General features: G+C 62.0%; 18 protein-coding genes. 10 read left to right on the top strand and 8 right to left on the bottom strand.

Going from position 1 to position 16354, the window contains the following annotated elements:
* Positions 1-3: 3 nt before the first annotated feature.
* Complete coding sequence (locus HH303_RS15195) at positions 4-951, bottom strand: AEC family transporter (RefSeq protein WP_169626217.1); 948 nt, start codon at positions 949-951, stop codon at positions 4-6.
* A 120-nt stretch (positions 952-1071) separates the two neighbouring features.
* Here HH303_RS15195 and HH303_RS15190 point away from each other — a divergent pair, with 120 nt between their 5' ends.
* The 4 genes from HH303_RS15190 (at position 1072) to HH303_RS15175 (ending at position 4215) form a co-directional block, all read left to right on the top strand.
* A complete protein-coding gene (locus HH303_RS15190; RefSeq protein WP_169626216.1) occupies positions 1072-1365 on the top strand; it encodes a hypothetical protein in 294 nt (97 codons plus the stop codon).
* Between the two features lie 2 nt (positions 1366-1367).
* Entirely contained in the window at positions 1368-2183 is an 816-nt protein-coding gene (locus HH303_RS15185; RefSeq protein WP_169626215.1) for an EipB family protein, read from the top strand.
* Between the two features lie 47 nt (positions 2184-2230).
* The gene (locus HH303_RS15180; RefSeq protein WP_169626214.1) at positions 2231-3607 is read left to right on the top strand and encodes a leucyl aminopeptidase family protein; all 1377 of its coding nucleotides are present in this window, start codon (positions 2231-2233) and stop codon (positions 3605-3607) included.
* Positions 3608-3804: 197 nt separating this feature from the next.
* Entirely contained in the window at positions 3805-4215 is a 411-nt protein-coding gene (locus HH303_RS15175; RefSeq protein WP_455011042.1) for a MarR family transcriptional regulator, read from the top strand.
* Here HH303_RS15175 and HH303_RS15170 read toward each other — a convergent pair.
* The 4 genes from HH303_RS15170 to HH303_RS15155 form a co-directional block, all read right to left on the bottom strand.
* Positions 4199-6919 (bottom strand): bifunctional acetate--CoA ligase family protein/GNAT family N-acetyltransferase, encoded by a 2721-nt coding sequence (locus tag HH303_RS15170; protein ID WP_169626213.1) that lies wholly within the window; start codon positions 6917-6919, stop codon positions 4199-4201. The genes HH303_RS15175 and HH303_RS15170 overlap by 17 nt on opposite strands.
* Positions 6920-6973: 54 nt before the next feature.
* A complete protein-coding gene (locus tag HH303_RS15165; RefSeq protein ID WP_169626212.1) occupies positions 6974-7498 on the bottom strand; it encodes an O-acetyl-ADP-ribose deacetylase in 525 nt (174 codons plus the stop codon).
* 10 nt (positions 7499-7508) lie between these two features.
* Positions 7509-8057: an inorganic diphosphatase gene (ppa, locus tag HH303_RS15160; protein WP_169626211.1), complete on the bottom strand. Its 549-nt coding sequence runs from the start codon at positions 8055-8057 to the stop codon at positions 7509-7511.
* A 142-nt stretch (positions 8058-8199) separates the two neighbouring features.
* Positions 8200-9486 (bottom strand): AmpG family muropeptide MFS transporter, encoded by a 1287-nt coding sequence (locus HH303_RS15155; RefSeq protein WP_169626210.1) that lies wholly within the window; start codon positions 9484-9486, stop codon positions 8200-8202.
* A gap of 109 nt (positions 9487-9595) precedes the next feature.
* On the opposite strand from HH303_RS15155, the gene HH303_RS15150 reads away from it, so the two are divergent.
* The gene (locus HH303_RS15150; RefSeq protein WP_169626209.1) at positions 9596-9868 is read left to right on the top strand and encodes a DUF3572 domain-containing protein; all 273 of its coding nucleotides are present in this window, start codon (positions 9596-9598) and stop codon (positions 9866-9868) included.
* Between the two features lie 3 nt (positions 9869-9871).
* On the opposite strand, the gene HH303_RS15145 is transcribed toward HH303_RS15150, so the two are convergent.
* Together HH303_RS15145 and HH303_RS15140 are read right to left on the bottom strand one after the other, a co-directional pair.
* The gene (locus HH303_RS15145) at positions 9872-10075 is read right to left on the bottom strand and encodes a hypothetical protein (RefSeq protein ID WP_169626208.1); all 204 of its coding nucleotides are present in this window, start codon (positions 10073-10075) and stop codon (positions 9872-9874) included.
* A gap of 131 nt (positions 10076-10206) precedes the next feature.
* Positions 10207-10695, bottom strand: coding sequence for a DUF2244 domain-containing protein (locus HH303_RS15140; protein WP_169626207.1), 489 nt, complete (start codon positions 10693-10695; stop codon positions 10207-10209).
* 144 nt (positions 10696-10839) lie between these two features.
* Here HH303_RS15140 and nth point away from each other — a divergent pair, with 144 nt between their 5' ends.
* The 3 genes from nth to HH303_RS15125 all read left to right on the top strand — a co-directional run bounded on the left by nth (position 10840) and on the right by HH303_RS15125 (position 13129).
* Positions 10840-11478, top strand: a complete 639-nt coding sequence (gene nth, locus HH303_RS15135; RefSeq protein ID WP_169626206.1) for an endonuclease III — start codon at positions 10840-10842, stop codon at positions 11476-11478.
* Between the two features lie 11 nt (positions 11479-11489).
* Positions 11490-11912 (top strand): PaaI family thioesterase, encoded by a 423-nt coding sequence (locus HH303_RS15130; protein WP_169626205.1) that lies wholly within the window; start codon positions 11490-11492, stop codon positions 11910-11912.
* Positions 11913-12031: 119 nt separating this feature from the next.
* Positions 12032-13129: a 3-hydroxyacyl-CoA dehydrogenase family protein gene (locus tag HH303_RS15125; protein WP_169626204.1), complete on the top strand. Its 1098-nt coding sequence runs from the start codon at positions 12032-12034 to the stop codon at positions 13127-13129.
* A 60-nt stretch (positions 13130-13189) separates the two neighbouring features.
* Here HH303_RS15125 and HH303_RS15120 read toward each other — a convergent pair whose 3' ends face one another.
* Positions 13190-13777, bottom strand: coding sequence for a tetratricopeptide repeat protein (locus HH303_RS15120; RefSeq protein WP_169626203.1), 588 nt, complete (start codon positions 13775-13777; stop codon positions 13190-13192).
* A gap of 116 nt (positions 13778-13893) precedes the next feature.
* Here HH303_RS15120 and HH303_RS15115 point away from each other — a divergent pair, with 116 nt between their 5' ends.
* Together HH303_RS15115 and HH303_RS15110 are read left to right on the top strand one after the other, a co-directional pair.
* The gene (locus tag HH303_RS15115) at positions 13894-14805 is read left to right on the top strand and encodes a DUF2817 domain-containing protein (protein WP_169626202.1); all 912 of its coding nucleotides are present in this window, start codon (positions 13894-13896) and stop codon (positions 14803-14805) included.
* Between the two features lie 58 nt (positions 14806-14863).
* Positions 14864-16351 carry an FAD-linked oxidase C-terminal domain-containing protein gene (locus HH303_RS15110; RefSeq protein WP_169626201.1) on the top strand — a complete coding sequence of 496 codons (1488 nt, stop codon included), beginning with the start codon at positions 14864-14866 and terminating at the stop codon, positions 16349-16351.
* Positions 16352-16354: the final 3 nt, after the last annotated feature.

Genomic DNA, 16354 nt, shown 5'->3' with positions numbered 1-16354 from the left:
CCGCTATAACCCCGATGCCCGGTGGAACAGAGTTAGAATGACCCATAACGTCACGACGGACCCAACCGTCGACAGGAAGATCGACGTCGTTGACAGGGCCTGGGCGGTGCCGCTGCGTTGCGAGAAGATAAAGACCATAACCCCAGTCGGCTGCGCGGCGGTCAGAACCGCAATCTGCACCCAGTTCGGGTCCAGATCGAACAAATACGTCCCGAATAGATAGACCAGTGCCGGAAAGATCGCGAGTTTCAGGGACACCAACAGGACCGACTGAACCACCCTGCCCGCAACGCCATAGCGCTTTAAAGACGCGCCCAGCGTGAACAGGGCACAGGGCAGAACCGCGCCCTGCATGGTTTCGGTGATCCGGTCCAAAGGCAGCGGCAAGGTCCAGCCCGCCAGATTGGTGACCATTCCGGCGACCAGTCCGATCAGGATTGGATTGCGGATCAACCCGGTCGCGACCTGAATCGGCACGCGCGACAGACCGCCCTCCCCGCTGCGCACGATTTCGATCAGAACCGTGGTGCCGCTCAACAAGATCAGACCGTGGACCGACAGGATCAGGAAGAAGGGTAGCGCGGCCTTTTCCCCATAAGCCAGCAGGATCACCGGCAGCCCCAGGAAAACCGTGTTGGAAAAGGCGCATCCCATGCCTGTCAGGACCGCCCCCATCCAGTCCCGCCCGAACGCGAAACGCGCCAGGAACAATCCAAAGGCATAAACGGCGATGGCGGGCAGGTAATAGGATAAAAACAAATCCCACGGAATGCTGTCCGGCAGGTCCGTGCGCGCGATCGTCCGAAACAGCATCAACGGGACGGCATAGTTGAAAACGAAGCCGGAAATGCCGGATTCCGCGCTGCTGGACAGCCATCCCATCCGCGCCGCGAAATACCCGATCATCGCGATACCGAAGATGGGAAAAAGAATATTGATCAGAACGTCCATCGACTGCGTCCTTCCGGCGCGGAACCCACCCCATAAGCGCGTGACCGGGCCTTGCGAAGCGGGCTATAGCATGCGATCAAGTGGGTGACATCCTTTGGTCGACAGAGGACCGGACTGAGCATGGCGGATCTATGGATTTTTGGGCGGAAACCCGCCGCAATGGTGCGTCACCGCCACGGCGGTTTCAATGCCACATTTCCGATGAACGGCGATACCGTCGTCGAACAGGCGGGGCGTACCCGTGACATGGACGCCGCCCGCGAACAGGCGGAACGTAGCGCCGCCGAATTGCCCCCCCGTATCGAAGGCCGCGAGGCCCAGAATGTGTTGAGCTTCCAACCGCGCGGGCGCGGGACCCAGCGCGGCGGCCATAAACCCCGGCAAGGCGGGCGTCCGGCCCCCTATCGCGACTGATCATGGCGCGACGCATCGTTATTCTCGCCATTGCCTGCCTGGGCCTGTTCGCGCCAGAAACCGTCGCGCCTGCTTTCTCTCAGGAAATCGCCCCGAAGATCGTGCCGCATTCGGCCCGGTACCGGCTGTCGCTGTTGGAAACCCGGATGGGCGATATCACATCGTTTACCGGTTTGATGCGGTTTGACGTCACGCGGACCTGTCAGGATTGGACGACCGAATCGGAACTGCACATGGTCGCGGATATGGACGGTAACGCGTCCTTCAATCTGACCGTCGACCATAAGGCCCATGAAGCCCTGGACGGATCGTGGTTGGCTTTCGAAAGCACGGCGGATACGCCCAACGGCACGGAAGTCATCGCCGGACGCGCGGAACGTCGACCGGACGGCAGCGTCGTCGCGAACTTCACCGCCCCGAAGAACGGCGCTTTGGCCCTGCCGCCGGAAACGCGGTTCCCGATCGATACGATCCAATGGAACCTGGACGCTATGTGGGGGCAGAACCAGCGGCTTCTGACCTACATCCTGTTCGACGGCAGCGACCCTTTCGCGTGGCGGGCGACGGATTTGGTCGCGGGTAAGCCGGAAGCCCCGCGGGCGGATGTTTCCGATCCGAACGGCCTGCTTGCCGGACAGATGAAACGCATCGTTTCCGCGCTTTTCGAGGTTGGAAAGCAGGATTCCGAACCGACGACGACCTATATCTCTGACACATTGCCGAACGGTGTGATCGTTCGCATGACCATCGATATCGGCGTCATGGTCGCCGAAGCGGAATTGGTGGAGGTTCTGGCGATACCGGAACCCGGCTGCTGACGAAGGGCGGACCGCCGCCGAAGCCGGAATAACAGAGGAATTTTGGAATGGATTGTTTTGCCGCCCGTGCGGACGACTCGACGACGACCCTGATCGCGGTTGAAGAAGCCGCCTATGCCGGTTGGCTGGACGGCCAGGACGACCGGATCAAGGCCTGGCTGTCGGCCACAGGATTCAAGGGCAAACCGGGCGGCACCAGCCTTCTGCCCGGCGCGGACGGGTCCGTTCAGAATGCCCTACTGGTCATCGAAAACGCGGACGATCTCTGGTCCTGGGGCGGAGCGCCCGGAAAACTGCCGGAAGGCAGTTATGCCATCGACCCGGCGGTCACCGACGCGAAGACGCTGACCCGCGCCTGCCTTGGCTGGGCGCTCGGCTCCTATGTCTTCGACCGCTATCGGAAGCGCGAAGAACCGGCGCGTCGTCTGGTCTGGCCGAAAACCGTCAACCAGACGGAGGTCACAGCCATCGCCTCCGGCGTCTATCTGACGCGAGACCTGATCAATACGCCGGCGTCCGATATGGGACCGGGCGAACTTGCCTCCGCCGCCGCCGCCTTGGCGCGGGATTTCGGCGGGGCCTGCGAAACCGTGGTCGGCGACGATCTGCTGCGCGAAAACTTCCCGATGATACATGCCGTGGGACGCGCCTCATCGCGCCCGCCGCGGCTGATCGACTTGGCCTGGGGGAAGTCTACCCATCCGAAGCTGACCCTGGTCGGCAAGGGCGTGTGCTTCGATTCCGGCGGTCTGGATCTGAAGCCGTCCAGCGCGATGCTGATGATGAAAAAGGACATGGGCGGCGCGGCCCAGGTTCTGGGTCTGGCGCGCATGATCATGGCGTTGACGTTGCCGGTCCGCTTGCGTGTCTTGATCCCGGCGGTGGAAAACAGCGTGTCGGGCGACAGTTTCCGACCGCTCGACATCCTGTCCTCCCGCAAGGGCCTGACCGTCGAGATCGGCAACACCGATGCGGAAGGACGCCTCGTCCTGGCCGACGCATTGACCCTCGCCTGCGAGGAAGATCCGGACCTGCTGATCGATTTTGCCACGCTGACCGGCGCGGCGCGCGTCGCGCTGGGCACCGATCTGCCGGCGCTGTTCACCAATTCGGATTCCCTGGCCGCCGATCTGGCGGCAAGCGGATCTTCGGCGCAGGACCCGACATGGCGTCTGCCGCTGCACAAGCCCTATGCCAAAATGCTGGACAGCAAGATCGCGGATACGAACAACGTATCCTCCGGCGGGTATGCCGGGGCGATCACGGCGGCGTTGTTCCTGGAAAAATTCATCACACCCGATACCGAATGGGCGCATATCGACCTGATGAGCTGGAACGTGTCCGGCAAACCGGGACGCCCGGAAGGCGGCGAAGCCCAGGCCGTGCGCGGTGTCCTCGACGCCCTGCGCAAACGCTACGAATGAAGTTTTTCCAGGCCGCGATCTGACCGATCGTTTCGATCCCGTATCGATTGGCCTTTGACAGCACAAAAAAATCGTTTCAGGATCGTACCGAATCGGAGTACCGAATCGGGGGGCGGGTTTTTCCGCCGAGAAATGACCGATTCGAACCGTTTCCCGATTGAACACCGGACGGTTCGACCTGACTGACGAGGCTGAACGTGAACGCTACACAAGCCCTGGAAATCTGGCGCGGCGCCATTGTCGAAAGCGTAAGGCGGGATTCCCCGGACCTGAGCGCCCGGCAAATGGCCGTGCTGACCACGGTCTATCTCAGCCAATCACCGCATACGGTGCGCGGCCTGTCCGAAGCGTTGAACGTCGCCAAGCCGGCGGTTACCCGTGCCCTGGACCGTCTGTCCGAACTGGGGCTCGTCCGCCGCAAGCCCGACCCGGACGACCGTAGATCCGTTCTGATTCAGCGTACCGTGAAAGGGTCGGTCTTCCTGACGGAATTCGCGGAGCTGATCCTGAAGGCGGCGGAAGCCGAGTCGCCCGAGACCGATTCGGCGCGTCCAGCCTCGTCTAACCCGGCCTCGCCTCGCCCGGTTCCGCTTAGAGCGGCAGGCTAACCCGCATCACCCCCGGATCGTCCTCATGCGATTTCGCCGTGAAGCCTAGATCGCGGCACATGGACAGCATGGGGCCGTTTTCGCACAACACATCGCCATAGATGACGCCGATACCCCGCATCCGGGCGAATTCGATCAACCGCGTCATCAAGGCATAGCCCAGACCTTCGCCCTTATGATCCTGGCGCAGCAGGATGGCGTATTCCGCCTCCGCCCCGTCCGCATCGGCGGTCAGGCGCGCAACCCCGATCAGGGATTTTCCGTCTTCCGGGTCCAGGGCGACCATGGCCATTTCACGCGCGTAATCGATTTGCGACAGGCGGTTCGCAAGCCGTTCCGGCAAGTCCTTCATCGGATGCAGGAAGCGGAAGCGGATGTCTTCCTGGGCGGACCGGGCGACCAGTTCCTGCAACCCCGTCGAATCTTCCGGGCGGATCGGCCGCACGGCGATGGCCCGGCCGTCCAGCAGGCTGACCGTGCCTTCCAGTTCGCGGGGATAGGGACGGATCGACAAGCGCGACGATGGGTCTTCCGCCAGTTTCCCGGATACCGGCGCCACGCGGATACGGGCGTCCAGGGCAACCACGCCCTGGCTGTCCGCGATCAGCGGGTTGATATCCAGTTCCTTGATTTCGGCAAAGTCGATCGCCAGCCGCCCAACTTGAATCAGGGCATGCCGAATCCCCTCGAAATCCGCGGCCGGCTCGTCGCGATAGCCACGCAGCAGCTTATTGACCGCGGTTTCCCGGATCAGCGACTGGGCCAGAACATCGTCCAGCGGCGGTAGGCCGGTCACCGTATCGCCGACGACCTCCACTTCCTTTCCGCCCTTGCCGAACAGCACGACGGGACCGAATTGCGGATCCTCGCTCAGCCCCACGATCAGTTCGTGGGCACCGGGGCGGCGGATCATCTGTTGCACGGACACACCGTCGATCTGCGCATCCGGGAAATCCCGGCGCAACCGTTCCAGCATGTGTTTCGTCGCTTCCTCCACCTGATCGGGGGAAGACAGGTTCAGCACGACCCCGCCGACATCGCTTTTATGCGTGATGTCCGGCGACAGGATCTTTACGGCGACCAGATCGCCCATGGAAAATTTGCTGGCAAGCTGACGCGCTTCCGCCGGGGTCTTGGCGACCTTGGAGGACGCGATCGGGATTTGATAGGCGTCCAGGACCTGTTTCGCCTCGACCTCGCTCAACCACGCACGCTTTTCCGCGAGCGCCGTGTCGATCAATGCCCGAACGGTCGCGCGGTCCGGCTCCCCGCCATTGTCGCCGCGCGAAACCGGCACCTGCATCAGGTTCGCCTGGTTCTTGCGATAGCGCACGACATGCATGAAGCCGCGCACCGCCTCTTCCGCGGTGTTGTAGGTCGGAACCTTCGCTTCGGTGAAACGGCGCCGGGCATTGGCGGCCGCCCCCTCGCCGATCCAACTGGTCAGGATCGGTTTGCTCTTCCCGGCGGCGACTTCCAATACGCGGGCCGCGATGGCGTCGGAATCGCTGATCGCCGTCGGGCAGTTCAGGACCAGGACCGCATCCGAATGCTTGTCCTTCAGCAGGACCTCCAGCGCATCGGCATAGCGGCTGGGCGGCGCATCGCCGATAATGTCGATCGGATTGCCCTTGCTCCAGGTCGGGGGCAGGACACCGTTCAGCTTTTCCAGCGTTTCCGGCTCCAAATCCGACAGGTGACCGCCTTGTTCGATCAGGCTGTCCGTCGCCAGAACGCCGATCCCGCCGCCGTTGGACAGGATCGCCAAACGGTCGCCGACGGATTCGGGCCGTCCGTCGCCTTCCACGCCCAAGCGGCGCAGGCTGCTGGACAGGGTCTGCACAGCGTCGAACAGCTCCTGCATGTCGTACACGCGCAGCATGCCCGCGCGTCGGAACGCAGCGTCATAGACTGTATCGGACCCGGCCAGCGCACCGGTATGGGAGGATGCGGCCTTCGCGCCTTCCGCGACACGCCCCGCCTTGATCGCGACAACCGGCTTGGTGCGTGCCGCCGCCCGCGCCGCGGACATGAACTTCGCCGCGTCGCCGATGGCTTCGACATACAGAAGGATCGCGCGCACTTCCGGCGCGACCGCGAGGTAGTTCAGCATATCGCCGAAGTCGACATCGACCTTGTCGCCCAGGCTGACCAGATGGGAAAAACCGATTCCCTTGCCCGTCGCCCAATCAAGAACGGAGGTCAACATTGCGCCCGATTGCGCCACGAAGGCCAGATCGCCCGGCAGGGGGGAGATATGCGCGAAACTGGCATTCAACCCGACACCCGGCACCATCAGGCCCAGGACGTTGGGGCCGAGAATGCGCATCGGTCCGGCGGCTTCTTCCAGTTTCACGCGGCGCGCCAGCCCTTCGGCATCGTCGCCTTCGCCGAAACCGGCAGTGATCACGCAGACCGACTTGCAGCCCTTATCGCGCAGATCCGCGACCACGCCCGGCACCGTGTCCGGCGGCGTCGCGACGACGGCCAGATCCGGCGCGATGGGCAGGCTGGCGATATCAGGCCAGGCCAGAGACCCGCCGATGGCCGATTCATGCGGATTGACCGGCATGATCGGCCCGTCGAAGCCGCAGCTGAAAAGATTATGAGCCAAGACCGCGCCGACCGAACCGGGCTTCTTGGACGCGCCAATCAGCGCAATAGACGTCGGCTTGAACAGCGAGTCCAAATCTCTAACCGACATAGCGAACTCCTTCGTTTCCGTACTCTAACCGCCTACCCCGAAGTCGTGTCCGCCCTATGAAACCCTGTTTACATTCGTTCGATGGTACCGCGCGCTCTCCGTTCCGAAACAACAGAACAATACCCGCGCGATCACCGTGTCCGTGTTCAGGAATTCCGTGACCGTCTCCACGGCGATCGTCGCCGCCCTCTCGGCAGGAAACCCGTACACACCGGTGGAAATCGCCGGAAAAGCGATCGTTCGAACCTCGTTTTCCACCGCCAGCGCGAGGCTGTTTCGGTAGCAGGAGGCGAGAAGATCGTCCTCACCGGATTGCCCGCCGCCCCATACCGGTCCCACGGTATGAATGACGTGCCGGGCGGGAAGCCGGAACCCCGGTGTGATCCGGGCTTCCCCCGTCGGACAGCCACCCAAGGTCCGGCAGTATATCGCCAGTTCCGGGCCGGCCGCCCTGTGTATCGCGCCGTCCACGCCGCCGCCGCCGAGAAGCGTCTCATTGGCGGCATTGACGATGGCATCGATGTCCAGGACCGTGATGTCGCCCTCAACCACCTCCATCCGGAGACCGCGTGACGACATCGCCGTTTCCTTACTCAGCCGCCGCCTTTTTCTGCGACTGATAGGCCACGATCGACTCTTCGATCATCTTGGCCGCTTCGCCCGCCTCGCCCCAGCGAGCGATCTTCGCCCATTTGTTCTTCTCCAGATCCTTGTAGTGGGTGAAGAAGTGGGCAATCTGCTCGATCAGGATTTTCGGCAAGTCGCGATAGCTGGACACATCCGTGTAGTACGGGTGCAGCTTGTCATGCGGCACCGCCAGGATTTTTTCGTCCTGGCCACCTTCGTCTTCCATGATCATCACGCCGACCGGACGGCAGCGCACGACCGCGCCCGGAATGACCGGAACGTGACCGGCGACCAGAACGTCGATCGGATCGCCGTCGCCGCACAGCGTGTGCGGGATGAACCCGTAGTTGGCGGGATAGAACATGGCGGTATGCAGAAAGCGGTCGACATACATCGCGCCCGATTCCTTATCCAGCTCGTATTTCACCGGATCGGCGCCGTGCGGAACCTCGATAATAACATTGATGTCCCAAGGCGGATTTTCGCCCAGCGGAATTTTGTCGACTAGCATGTACCGTCCTCGTTAATGCGAAACTGCGCTATCCCACCGCGCCCGTCACGATGTCTTTTCGGCACCGTTTCGGCTGTCTCTCGGCAGGTATATATAGCTCATTTTGCTGCACTGCAACATAAGCTTTCTTGTCGCAGGAATACTATATCGCTTTCCGTGAGGAAAGTCCCGCGCCGGTACGCGCCAGGATCGCGATGAGGATTAGTCCGGGCACAGCCAGAAAAGCGGTCAAAATAAAGAATTCCGCCCAACCGACCATATCAACCAGATATCCGCTGGGGGTGGACATGATCGTCCGGCCCATGGCCATCAGACTTGTCAGCAACGCATATTGGGTGGCTGTGAATTCTTTGTTACAAAGGGCGGAGAGGTAAGCGATGAATGCTGCGGACCCCAAACCGCCCGTGAAATTGTCCCCCCAGACCGCCACGGCAAGGGCGCTCACATCCGGCCCCACCGTCGCGACCCAGGCAAATAGGAAATTCGTGACCGCCTGCAGAATACCGCCGACGACCAGCGCCTTAAGAAGACCTATCGCGCGCACCAGCGCCCCGCCGACGATCACGCCGATCATCGTCGCGAGCACGCCCGTCGTTTTACTGACCAACGCAATCTCGGTGCCGGTAAAACCGATATCGACGTAGAACGGGTTCGCCATGAAGCCGCCGATCGCATCGCCGAATTTGTACAAGAGTACGAAGATCAGGATGAAAATTGCCGACGGGCGCGCCAGGAATTCGACAAACGGTTCGATTACACCCGTTTTAACGAACGCTTTGACCGACTGTACCGGTTGGCGGCTGTCGTTCGACGGTTCCACCGCTAACAGGACGCCGATCATGCCGATTGGAACACAAGCCGCAAGGCACAGAAACACGATCTGCCAATCGTAGAAATCGGATAGGGCCAGAGCGCCGGCGCCCGCCAAAAGCAGCCCGATTCTGTATCCTCCTTGCGTCGCCGCGGCACCCGCCCCTTGTTCGTCGTCCGACAGTAGTTCGATCCGAAAGGCGTCAATGACGACATCCTGGCTGGCGGACAGAAAGGCAATCAAAAGGACGGCCAAGCCCGTCATGAATAAGTCCGCCGCCGGATTCGTGAAGCCCAACGCCGCGATCGCTATCATCAAGAAGATTTGAATAATGATCGCCCATCCACGCCGCTGGCCCAGCCGCGCGAAGGGATATGGCGCGGGCAGTTGGTCCAGTATCGGCGCCCAAAGGGGCTTTAGCGTGTACGGAAGGCCCACTAGCGCCAGGATGCCGATCGTCGTCCGGTCGACCCCGACCGTCCGCAGCCAGTATGTCAGCGTGGACAACGTCAACAGAAGTGGTAGGCCGCTGGCGATCCCCATCAGGGCGATCAGCACGATCCGGCGATCCTTATAGATCGCCAACCCCGCCAGCGCCCTGCGTCCCCATTCCGTCATGTCGTCTGGACCTTTTCCAAAACCGGTTTCGCGTGATATCGCCTGATTCATCGGGACCGCGCCAGCAAACGCTGGCCGGTCTGCAGTGTTTTCTGAAAGGACGGCGGCAATGCAGCGGGATCAGGCCGAAACCTTGGCGCTACGGGCGCTGACCTATATCGCCCAGGACGAGGACCGCATGGGCCGGTTCATGGCGCTGTCCGGGCTGGGCCCCGACGATTTAAGAACCCGAATCAGCGATCCGGGTTTCCTGGGCGGGGTTCTCGATCATCTGCTGGGGTATGAGCCTGATTTGCTGGCTTTCGCGGAAGAGGCGGAGATCGATCCGGCCATCGTCGCACGGGCAAGAGCGACCCTGCCGGGCGCCAATCCCGACTGGTAAGGATTACAAATCGACCCAGACTTCCGATTCCATGGTCGCGCTGGAAAGGCGGGCGCGTGCGTCCCCGGCCGCTAGGTCCAAGTCGCGCACGAAATCCGGGCTCACGCATTTCGGGTTGGCCCGTCGCGCCCATTCCGCAGCATGGATCAGGCCGTCGGCCCATTCGGCCTGCACCTGACGATAGTTTCCGTAATCGACGACAATCATTTGTTCTCTCCAGGGCGAAACGAGCCAATCCCCACCGGCTCAGTGCCACGCGTTTTTTATACGGAACCCGCGCGCACCTGTCCGTGACGGCGATCACTCGAATGCAAAATAATTTATCGCAAAATTTCCGGCTAAACCGGGTGACCCGTGCGGTAGCGATAGACGGCGTCTCGCAGGGCTTCCGCGACTTCCAACCGTTCGTCAGGCAGCAGGAAGGAGCCGATCTCCAACGCCTTCCCGTGACTGGTCAACAGCAACCGGCTACCCGGACGCGGCGGGTTTTCCATCAGGACCCTCAACCAGGTCGGCTCCAGCTTGTAGATATGGGTCTTCCCGTTGGGTTCAGTCTTCGACACGTTCAGCCCGTCATCGGTCATGAACAGATGTTCGCAGCGGCGGCCTTCCCGGAAATTCATCTTGAACCCGATATAGATCAGCAGGACTTCAAGGCCGCAGAAACCGGCGACTGGCCACGCGCCCGCCAGGAAGAAGGCGAAGCCGATCGTAAACCCGCCCCCGGCAATGGCCACCATGACCAGCAGGAAGCCGCGCGGGTCCAGGCTGCGATGCGGCCGCAGCGTCGCGTCGAAATAGACCGTTTCTGTCTGCGTGTCGTCCATGGGCGATAAGATAACGCAGCCGCCACGGCAGGAAAGCCCCCAAAAAGACGCAGAACGCGTGAAGAGGCCTTTCGCGGCCCGAACCGCTTGGATAGGCTAGCCCAACCGATCCCGATAGCGATCCGATCAGAGAACCCGCCCACGATGAAAAAAGCCGATATCGTCGAATTCTTTTCACGCCTTCAGGCCCAGAACCCCGAACCGAAGGGGGAATTGAACTGGACCAATCCCTATACCCTGCTGGTCGCTGTCGCCCTGTCGGCGCAGGCGACGGATATCGGCGTCAACAAGGCGACGGAAAAGCTGTTCCAAATCGTATCCACGCCGCAGGAAATGCTGGCCTTGGGGGAAGCGGGTCTGAAGGATCATATCAAGACCATCGGCCTGTATAATTCGAAGGCGAAGAACGTCATCAAGGCGGCGGAGATTCTGGTGCGCGATTTCGGCGGTGAGGTGCCGCGCGACCGCACCGCGCTGGAAACCCTGCCCGGTGTCGGGCGCAAGACGGCCAATGTCGTCCTGAACATCGCCTTCGGGGAACCGACGATCGCCGTCGATACGCATCTGTTCCGCGTCGGCAACCGAACCGGCCTTGCCCCCGGCAAAACGCCCCTGGCTGTCGAATTGACGCTGGAGAAGAAAATCCCGAAGGAATTCCTGCGTCACGCCCATCATTGGCTGATCCTGCACGGACGGTATGTCTGTAAGGCGCGGAAGCCGGACTGTCCGTCCTGCATCGTCGCCGACCTGTGCCGCTATAAAGCCAAGACCGTCGCCGTTTGAAGGAAACCGCCATGGCCATCGACCTGGAAGCCGCGAAAAAACTGTCCGAAAACAGCCTTGTCAGTCATCTGGGCATCGAAATGCTCAAGGCCGGGGACGGCTTGGCCCGCGCGCGGATGAAAGTGACAAAGCTGCATCTGGCGCCGAACGGCTATCTGCACGCCGCGTCCATCGTCGGGCTGGCCGACACCTGCTGCGGCTTCGGCACCTATGCCGATCTACCCGACGGGGCGCAGGGTTTCACCACGGTGGAACTGAAATCCAACCATCTGGGCACGGCGCTGAAAGGCACGCTGGTCTGCCACGCCCATGCCAAACATCAGGGCCGAACCACGCAGGTCTGGGATGCGGAGGTCTTTTCCGAAGCGCGCCCGGACCGACCGATCGCGCTGTTCCGCTGCACCCAGATGATCCTGTGGCCGAAAGGCGGATGAAGGCTGTGCCGCTCATCCCTCGACAATGTTGCATTGCGGCATTAGAACGTCGGGCAAATCGGATAACCGGATATCAATAAACCGCACATCAAAAACCGCATGGCGGAAAGGGGATTGAAATGACGTTCAGCAAAGTGGGTATCATCGGCGCGGGCACCATGGGATCCGGCATCGCCACCAGCCTGGGCCAACAAGGGGTCGCGGTCGTTCTCGTCGACACGACCGACGCCGCCGTCGAACGCGGCAAGGGCGCGGCCAAGAAATTCTATGACCGGGCCGCCGAAAAAGGCAAAATGACCGCCGAAGACGCGGCCGCCGCGACCGCCCGGATCAGCACGTCCACCGACCTTGCGGCGCTGAGCGCCTGCGATCTGATCATCGAGGCGATTTTCGAGGAACAGTCGGTCAAGGAAGACCTGTTCGCCCGCCTGAACCCGCATCTGAAGCCGGAAACGGTGGTCGCCACCAACACCTCTGCGCTGCAGGTGTCCGATCTGGCCGAAGCGGTCGACAATCCGTCCCGCTTCCTGGGTCTGCACTACTTCAACCCGGCGGCGATCAACCCGATCGTCGAGGTCGTGAAGGGTGAGAAGACCGATGACGCGATCTATCAACGCTGCATCGATTTCTGCCGCGCGACGGCGAAAAAGCCGATCCCCTGCAAGGACCGCTTCGGTTTCGCCATCAACCGTTTCTTCGTCCCCTATGGCAACGAGGCCGTGCGTCTGCTGGACGAAGGCGTCGGCACCCCGGCGCAGATCGACCGCGTCGCGCAGGATTGCCTGGGCGTCGCCGCCGGTCCGTTCCTGGTCATGAACCTGGTGAAGCCGAAAATCATGTTCCACGCCCAGCGCAACCTGGGTCCGCACGGCGCGTTCTACACGCTGGCGAAGACCCTGGCGGACAAGGGCGACACCGATTACGAATTCGAAATCGGTGAGGATGCCGCCGGCAGTGCCGACGCGGATGCCGTGATCGCCGACCGCCTGCGCGCCGCGACCTTCTTCCCGGTATTGCAGGAAATCGACGAAGACGTCGCCACCCCCGCCGATATCGACATGGGTGCCGGTCTCGCCCTGCGCTTCGGCAAGGCCCCGTGCGAGTTGATGGACAGCCTGGGCGCGGACGAAACCAAGCGCATCGTGTCCCTGGTTACCGAGCAATACGGTCACGCGATGCCGGCCAGCATTGCAAAAGTCGGGTCGCTGCGCGGCTAAGACGCAACGTCATTTCTTCAAAAGCCGGACATCCCGTCGGATGTCCGGCTTTTTTCGTTTTTAAAGCTGCTGCCCACGAAGGTTTTTTTTCAAGTCTTCGACCAACAGCAAAATCTGCGGCATATGAGGGTTAATTCTCAACGCTTTCTCGAGGGCTTCCAGCGCGGCTTCCTTCTCCCCCATCGCGTCCAGGACAAGGCCCTTGCCGGATTGCGCCCCGAAATGGCGTGGTTCAAGGGAAAGCGTCTCCTCGATATCCGCCATCGCATCCGCGTAGTTTCCGGCCATGAAATTCACCGTGGCCCGCTTGTTCCAGGCCTCGGCAAACCTCGGTTCCAGTGAGATCAAAGCATCAAATGTCTCAACCGCATCATCGATGGCGCCGCTTTGCATCTGCGCAAGGCCCTGTTCCATCAAGACACGACCGCTGGCGCTGGGCGCGTCCAGCCAGATCGTCCATATCTGCGCCTGAGCGAGCTGAGCTTGTGGGCTCATCAACGGAGCATTCAACAGAATTTCGAAGAATTCGCCCAAACGGGGATCGTTTTGATCCGCGCGGGACTGAACGGGCGTTCCGATAACAGCAAGAACGCCAAGGCATACAAGTGCCGCCGCCGCAAAGCCGCGGATTGCCGGGGGATACCGCATAACACACTCTCCCTCGCTATGTCCGTACACTATGACGGGCGGGGTATGACGCGGCAACCTTGCCCTATTTCGATACCCCGTTAGAGTGGCCCGCCAGATTTCGGGGACCCTAGACGATGACCGGCACTGTTGCCTGTTTCAGCGAGTCGATTACCCAGGCGCGGGAGCGGTTCCTGACCGCCTGCGACCGGATCGGTCTGCGCGTCGTGTCCTTTCGGTCCGATCTGCCCGACCCGTCCGGGACGACACTTCATTGCGATACGACGCGGCTGGGATCGCCGGAGGCCCGCAAATCGGTGGTCCTGTGTTCCGGCGCGGCGGGTCCGGCGGGTCTGTATGGCTGCGCCGCCGCATTGGGCGTCCTGACGGAAGGCGGCTTTCGCGACCTGCCGCGCGATATTTCCCTGATCCTGGTGCATGCGGCAAATCCGGGCGGCCCCATCTGGCCCTATCTGGAGACGACGAAGGACGGCGAAGCGGTCTGGTCCGACGACATCCTGTCCGAGGCCGAACGCCGTTTTTCCGCGTTTCAGCAGGATAAGGGTTTCGATTGGAACCGGCTGGCGGAACGGCCGCTGGCATCCATGTCGCCGCCCGCCTGGCCCGGGTCGGTTCTGAAATCCATAGCGGATACCTGGCTGTCCGACATGCGCGACGTCTGCCTGATCGACCCGCGCAGCGGCCTGGGCCCGTCGGGGGAAGTCGCCTTCCTGCCCTGTTCTCCGGACCGATCCGCGGGCTACGACCGCGCCGTGCAATGGTTCGCGCCCAGCATGCCGACATCGGATATCGATATCGGTACGACACCCTGCGCGGGTGGCCTCGGCAGCTTGCTGAGCGCGACCCGTCACACGGAGATCATGTTGGAAGTCGGCACCTATTCCCTAAGCGGCCAGTTCGCACGAACGGCCAGCGGCCGCCCGGCCGCCCTGACCGCCTGCCCCAGCGATCCCGTCTGGCGCGGCGCGGCCTGGCGCGCGGTACGCGACGCCTTAAGGTTGGCCTATAAGGGATTGGCGCGGGATTGACCCTTTCATCCCCCGCCGGTAACAGTTGGTCTAACCGAAAAAGAAAGGCCTGTTCCCCATGAAGATGCCGATTCCGGACGCGGGCGTGATCGACCGCCGCCTTGCTATTGCGGAGGCCTTGCGCGGAATCGTACCGGCCGACAATGTCATCGTCGATGAGGATGCGCGACGCGCCTATGAAACGGATGCGCTGACCGCCTATCGCACCATGCCGCTGGTCGTCGTTCTGCCGGAAACCGTGGAACAGGTCGCCGCCGTCCTGAAATACTGCCACGCCAATGGCATCAAGGTCGTGCCGCGCGGCGCGGGGACCAGCCTGTCCGGCGGTGCCTTACCGCTCGCCGACGGCGTGTTGCTGGCCATGGCGAAATTCAATCGCGTGTTGGACGTCGACTATCCCAACCGATGCGCCCGCGTGCAGCCGGGTGTAACGAATCTGGCGATCACCAAGGCGGTGGAAGGCGACGGTTTCTACTATGCGCCGGACCCGTCCAGCCAGATCGCCTGTACCATCGGCGGCAATGTCGCGGAAAATTCCGGCGGTGTGCACTGTTTGAAATACGGCCTGACGACGAACAACGTCCTGGGCGTCGAACTGGTCACCATCGACGGCGAAATCGTGCGTCTGGGCGGCAAGCATCTGGATTCCGAGGCCTACGACCTGTTGGGCCTGATCGTCGGATCGGAAGGGTTGCTGGGCGTCGTGACCGAAGTCACGGTGCGCCTGCTGCCGAAACCGGAAACGGCCCGGGCGTTGTTGATCGGTTTTCCGTCCAGCGAGGCGGGCGGCGATTGCGTGGCCAAGACCATCGCGGCGGGGATTATCCCCGGCGGCATGGAGATGATGGACAAACCGGCCATCATCGCGGCCGAAGATTTCGTCCATGCCGACTATCCCATGGATTGCGAGGCGCTGCTGATCGTCGAACTGGACGGGCCGGAAGCGGAAGTCGACCACCTGATCGACCGGGTCGGCGATATCGCCAAGGCCTGCGGCGCGACGTCGATGCGTCAATCGTCGTCCGACGAGGAACGCGCGCTGTTCTGGGCCGGACGCAAGGCCGCCTTCCCCGCCGTCGGCCGCCTGTCACCGGATTACCTGTGCATGGACGGCACGATCCCGCGCAACCGCCTGCCGGAAGTCCTGACCCGTATGACGGAGATGTCCAACCGATACGGCCTGCGCGTCGCCAATGTCTTTCATGCCGGGGACGGCAATCTACATCCGCTGATCATGTATGACGCCAACAATCCGGGCGAATTGGAAAGGGCGGAGAACTTCGGCGCGGATATCCTGAAACTCTGTGTCGAGGTCGGCGGCGTATTGACCGGCGAACACGGCGTCGGCGTCGAAAAGCGCGATCTGATGCCGGAAATGTTCACCGAAGAAGACCTGAAACAGCAGCAGCGCGTGAAATGCGTCTTCGACCCCGATGCCCTGCTGAATCCCGGCAAGGTCTTTCCGCAGCTTCACCGCTGCGCCGAATTGGGCCGCATGCATATCCACAAGGGGCAAATACCCTTCCCTGACCTTCCCCGGTTCTAAGAG

The organism is Pacificispira spongiicola (assembly GCF_012926505.1).
GTDB classification, from domain to species: Bacteria; Pseudomonadota; Alphaproteobacteria; order UBA8366; family Aestuariispiraceae; genus Pacificispira; species Pacificispira spongiicola.
This window is presented reverse-complemented; position numbering and strand designations above follow the sequence as displayed.

Excerpts from the sequence above, each read along its gene's own strand:
- HH303_RS15195 (WP_169626217.1), bottom strand. The coding sequence starts at position 951 with ATGGACGTTCTGATCAATATTCTTTTTCCCATCTTCGGTATCGCGATG.
- HH303_RS15190 (WP_169626216.1), top strand. The coding sequence starts at position 1,072 with ATGGCGGATCTATGGATTTTTGGGCGGAAACCCGCCGCAATGGTGCGT.
- HH303_RS15185 (WP_169626215.1), top strand. The coding sequence starts at position 1,368 with ATGGCGCGACGCATCGTTATTCTCGCCATTGCCTGCCTGGGCCTGTTC.
- HH303_RS15180 (WP_169626214.1), top strand. The coding sequence starts at position 2,231 with ATGGATTGTTTTGCCGCCCGTGCGGACGACTCGACGACGACCCTGATC.
- HH303_RS15170 (WP_169626213.1), bottom strand. The coding sequence starts at position 6,919 with ATGTCGGTTAGAGATTTGGACTCGCTGTTCAAGCCGACGTCTATTGCG.
- HH303_RS15165 (WP_169626212.1), bottom strand. The coding sequence starts at position 7,498 with ATGTCGTCACGCGGTCTCCGGATGGAGGTGGTTGAGGGCGACATCACG.
- ppa (WP_169626211.1), bottom strand. The coding sequence starts at position 8,057 with ATGCTAGTCGACAAAATTCCGCTGGGCGAAAATCCGCCTTGGGACATC.
- HH303_RS15155 (WP_169626210.1), bottom strand. The coding sequence starts at position 9,486 with ATGACGGAATGGGGACGCAGGGCGCTGGCGGGGTTGGCGATCTATAAG.
- HH303_RS15150 (WP_169626209.1), top strand. The coding sequence starts at position 9,596 with ATGCAGCGGGATCAGGCCGAAACCTTGGCGCTACGGGCGCTGACCTAT.
- HH303_RS15145 (WP_169626208.1), bottom strand. The coding sequence starts at position 10,075 with ATGATTGTCGTCGATTACGGAAACTATCGTCAGGTGCAGGCCGAATGG.
- HH303_RS15140 (WP_169626207.1), bottom strand. The coding sequence starts at position 10,695 with ATGGACGACACGCAGACAGAAACGGTCTATTTCGACGCGACGCTGCGG.
- nth (WP_169626206.1), top strand. The coding sequence starts at position 10,840 with ATGAAAAAAGCCGATATCGTCGAATTCTTTTCACGCCTTCAGGCCCAG.
- HH303_RS15130 (WP_169626205.1), top strand. The coding sequence starts at position 11,490 with ATGGCCATCGACCTGGAAGCCGCGAAAAAACTGTCCGAAAACAGCCTT.
- HH303_RS15125 (WP_169626204.1), top strand. The coding sequence starts at position 12,032 with ATGACGTTCAGCAAAGTGGGTATCATCGGCGCGGGCACCATGGGATCC.
- HH303_RS15120 (WP_169626203.1), bottom strand. The coding sequence starts at position 13,777 with ATGCGGTATCCCCCGGCAATCCGCGGCTTTGCGGCGGCGGCACTTGTA.
- HH303_RS15115 (WP_169626202.1), top strand. The coding sequence starts at position 13,894 with ATGACCGGCACTGTTGCCTGTTTCAGCGAGTCGATTACCCAGGCGCGG.
- HH303_RS15110 (WP_169626201.1), top strand. The coding sequence starts at position 14,864 with ATGAAGATGCCGATTCCGGACGCGGGCGTGATCGACCGCCGCCTTGCT.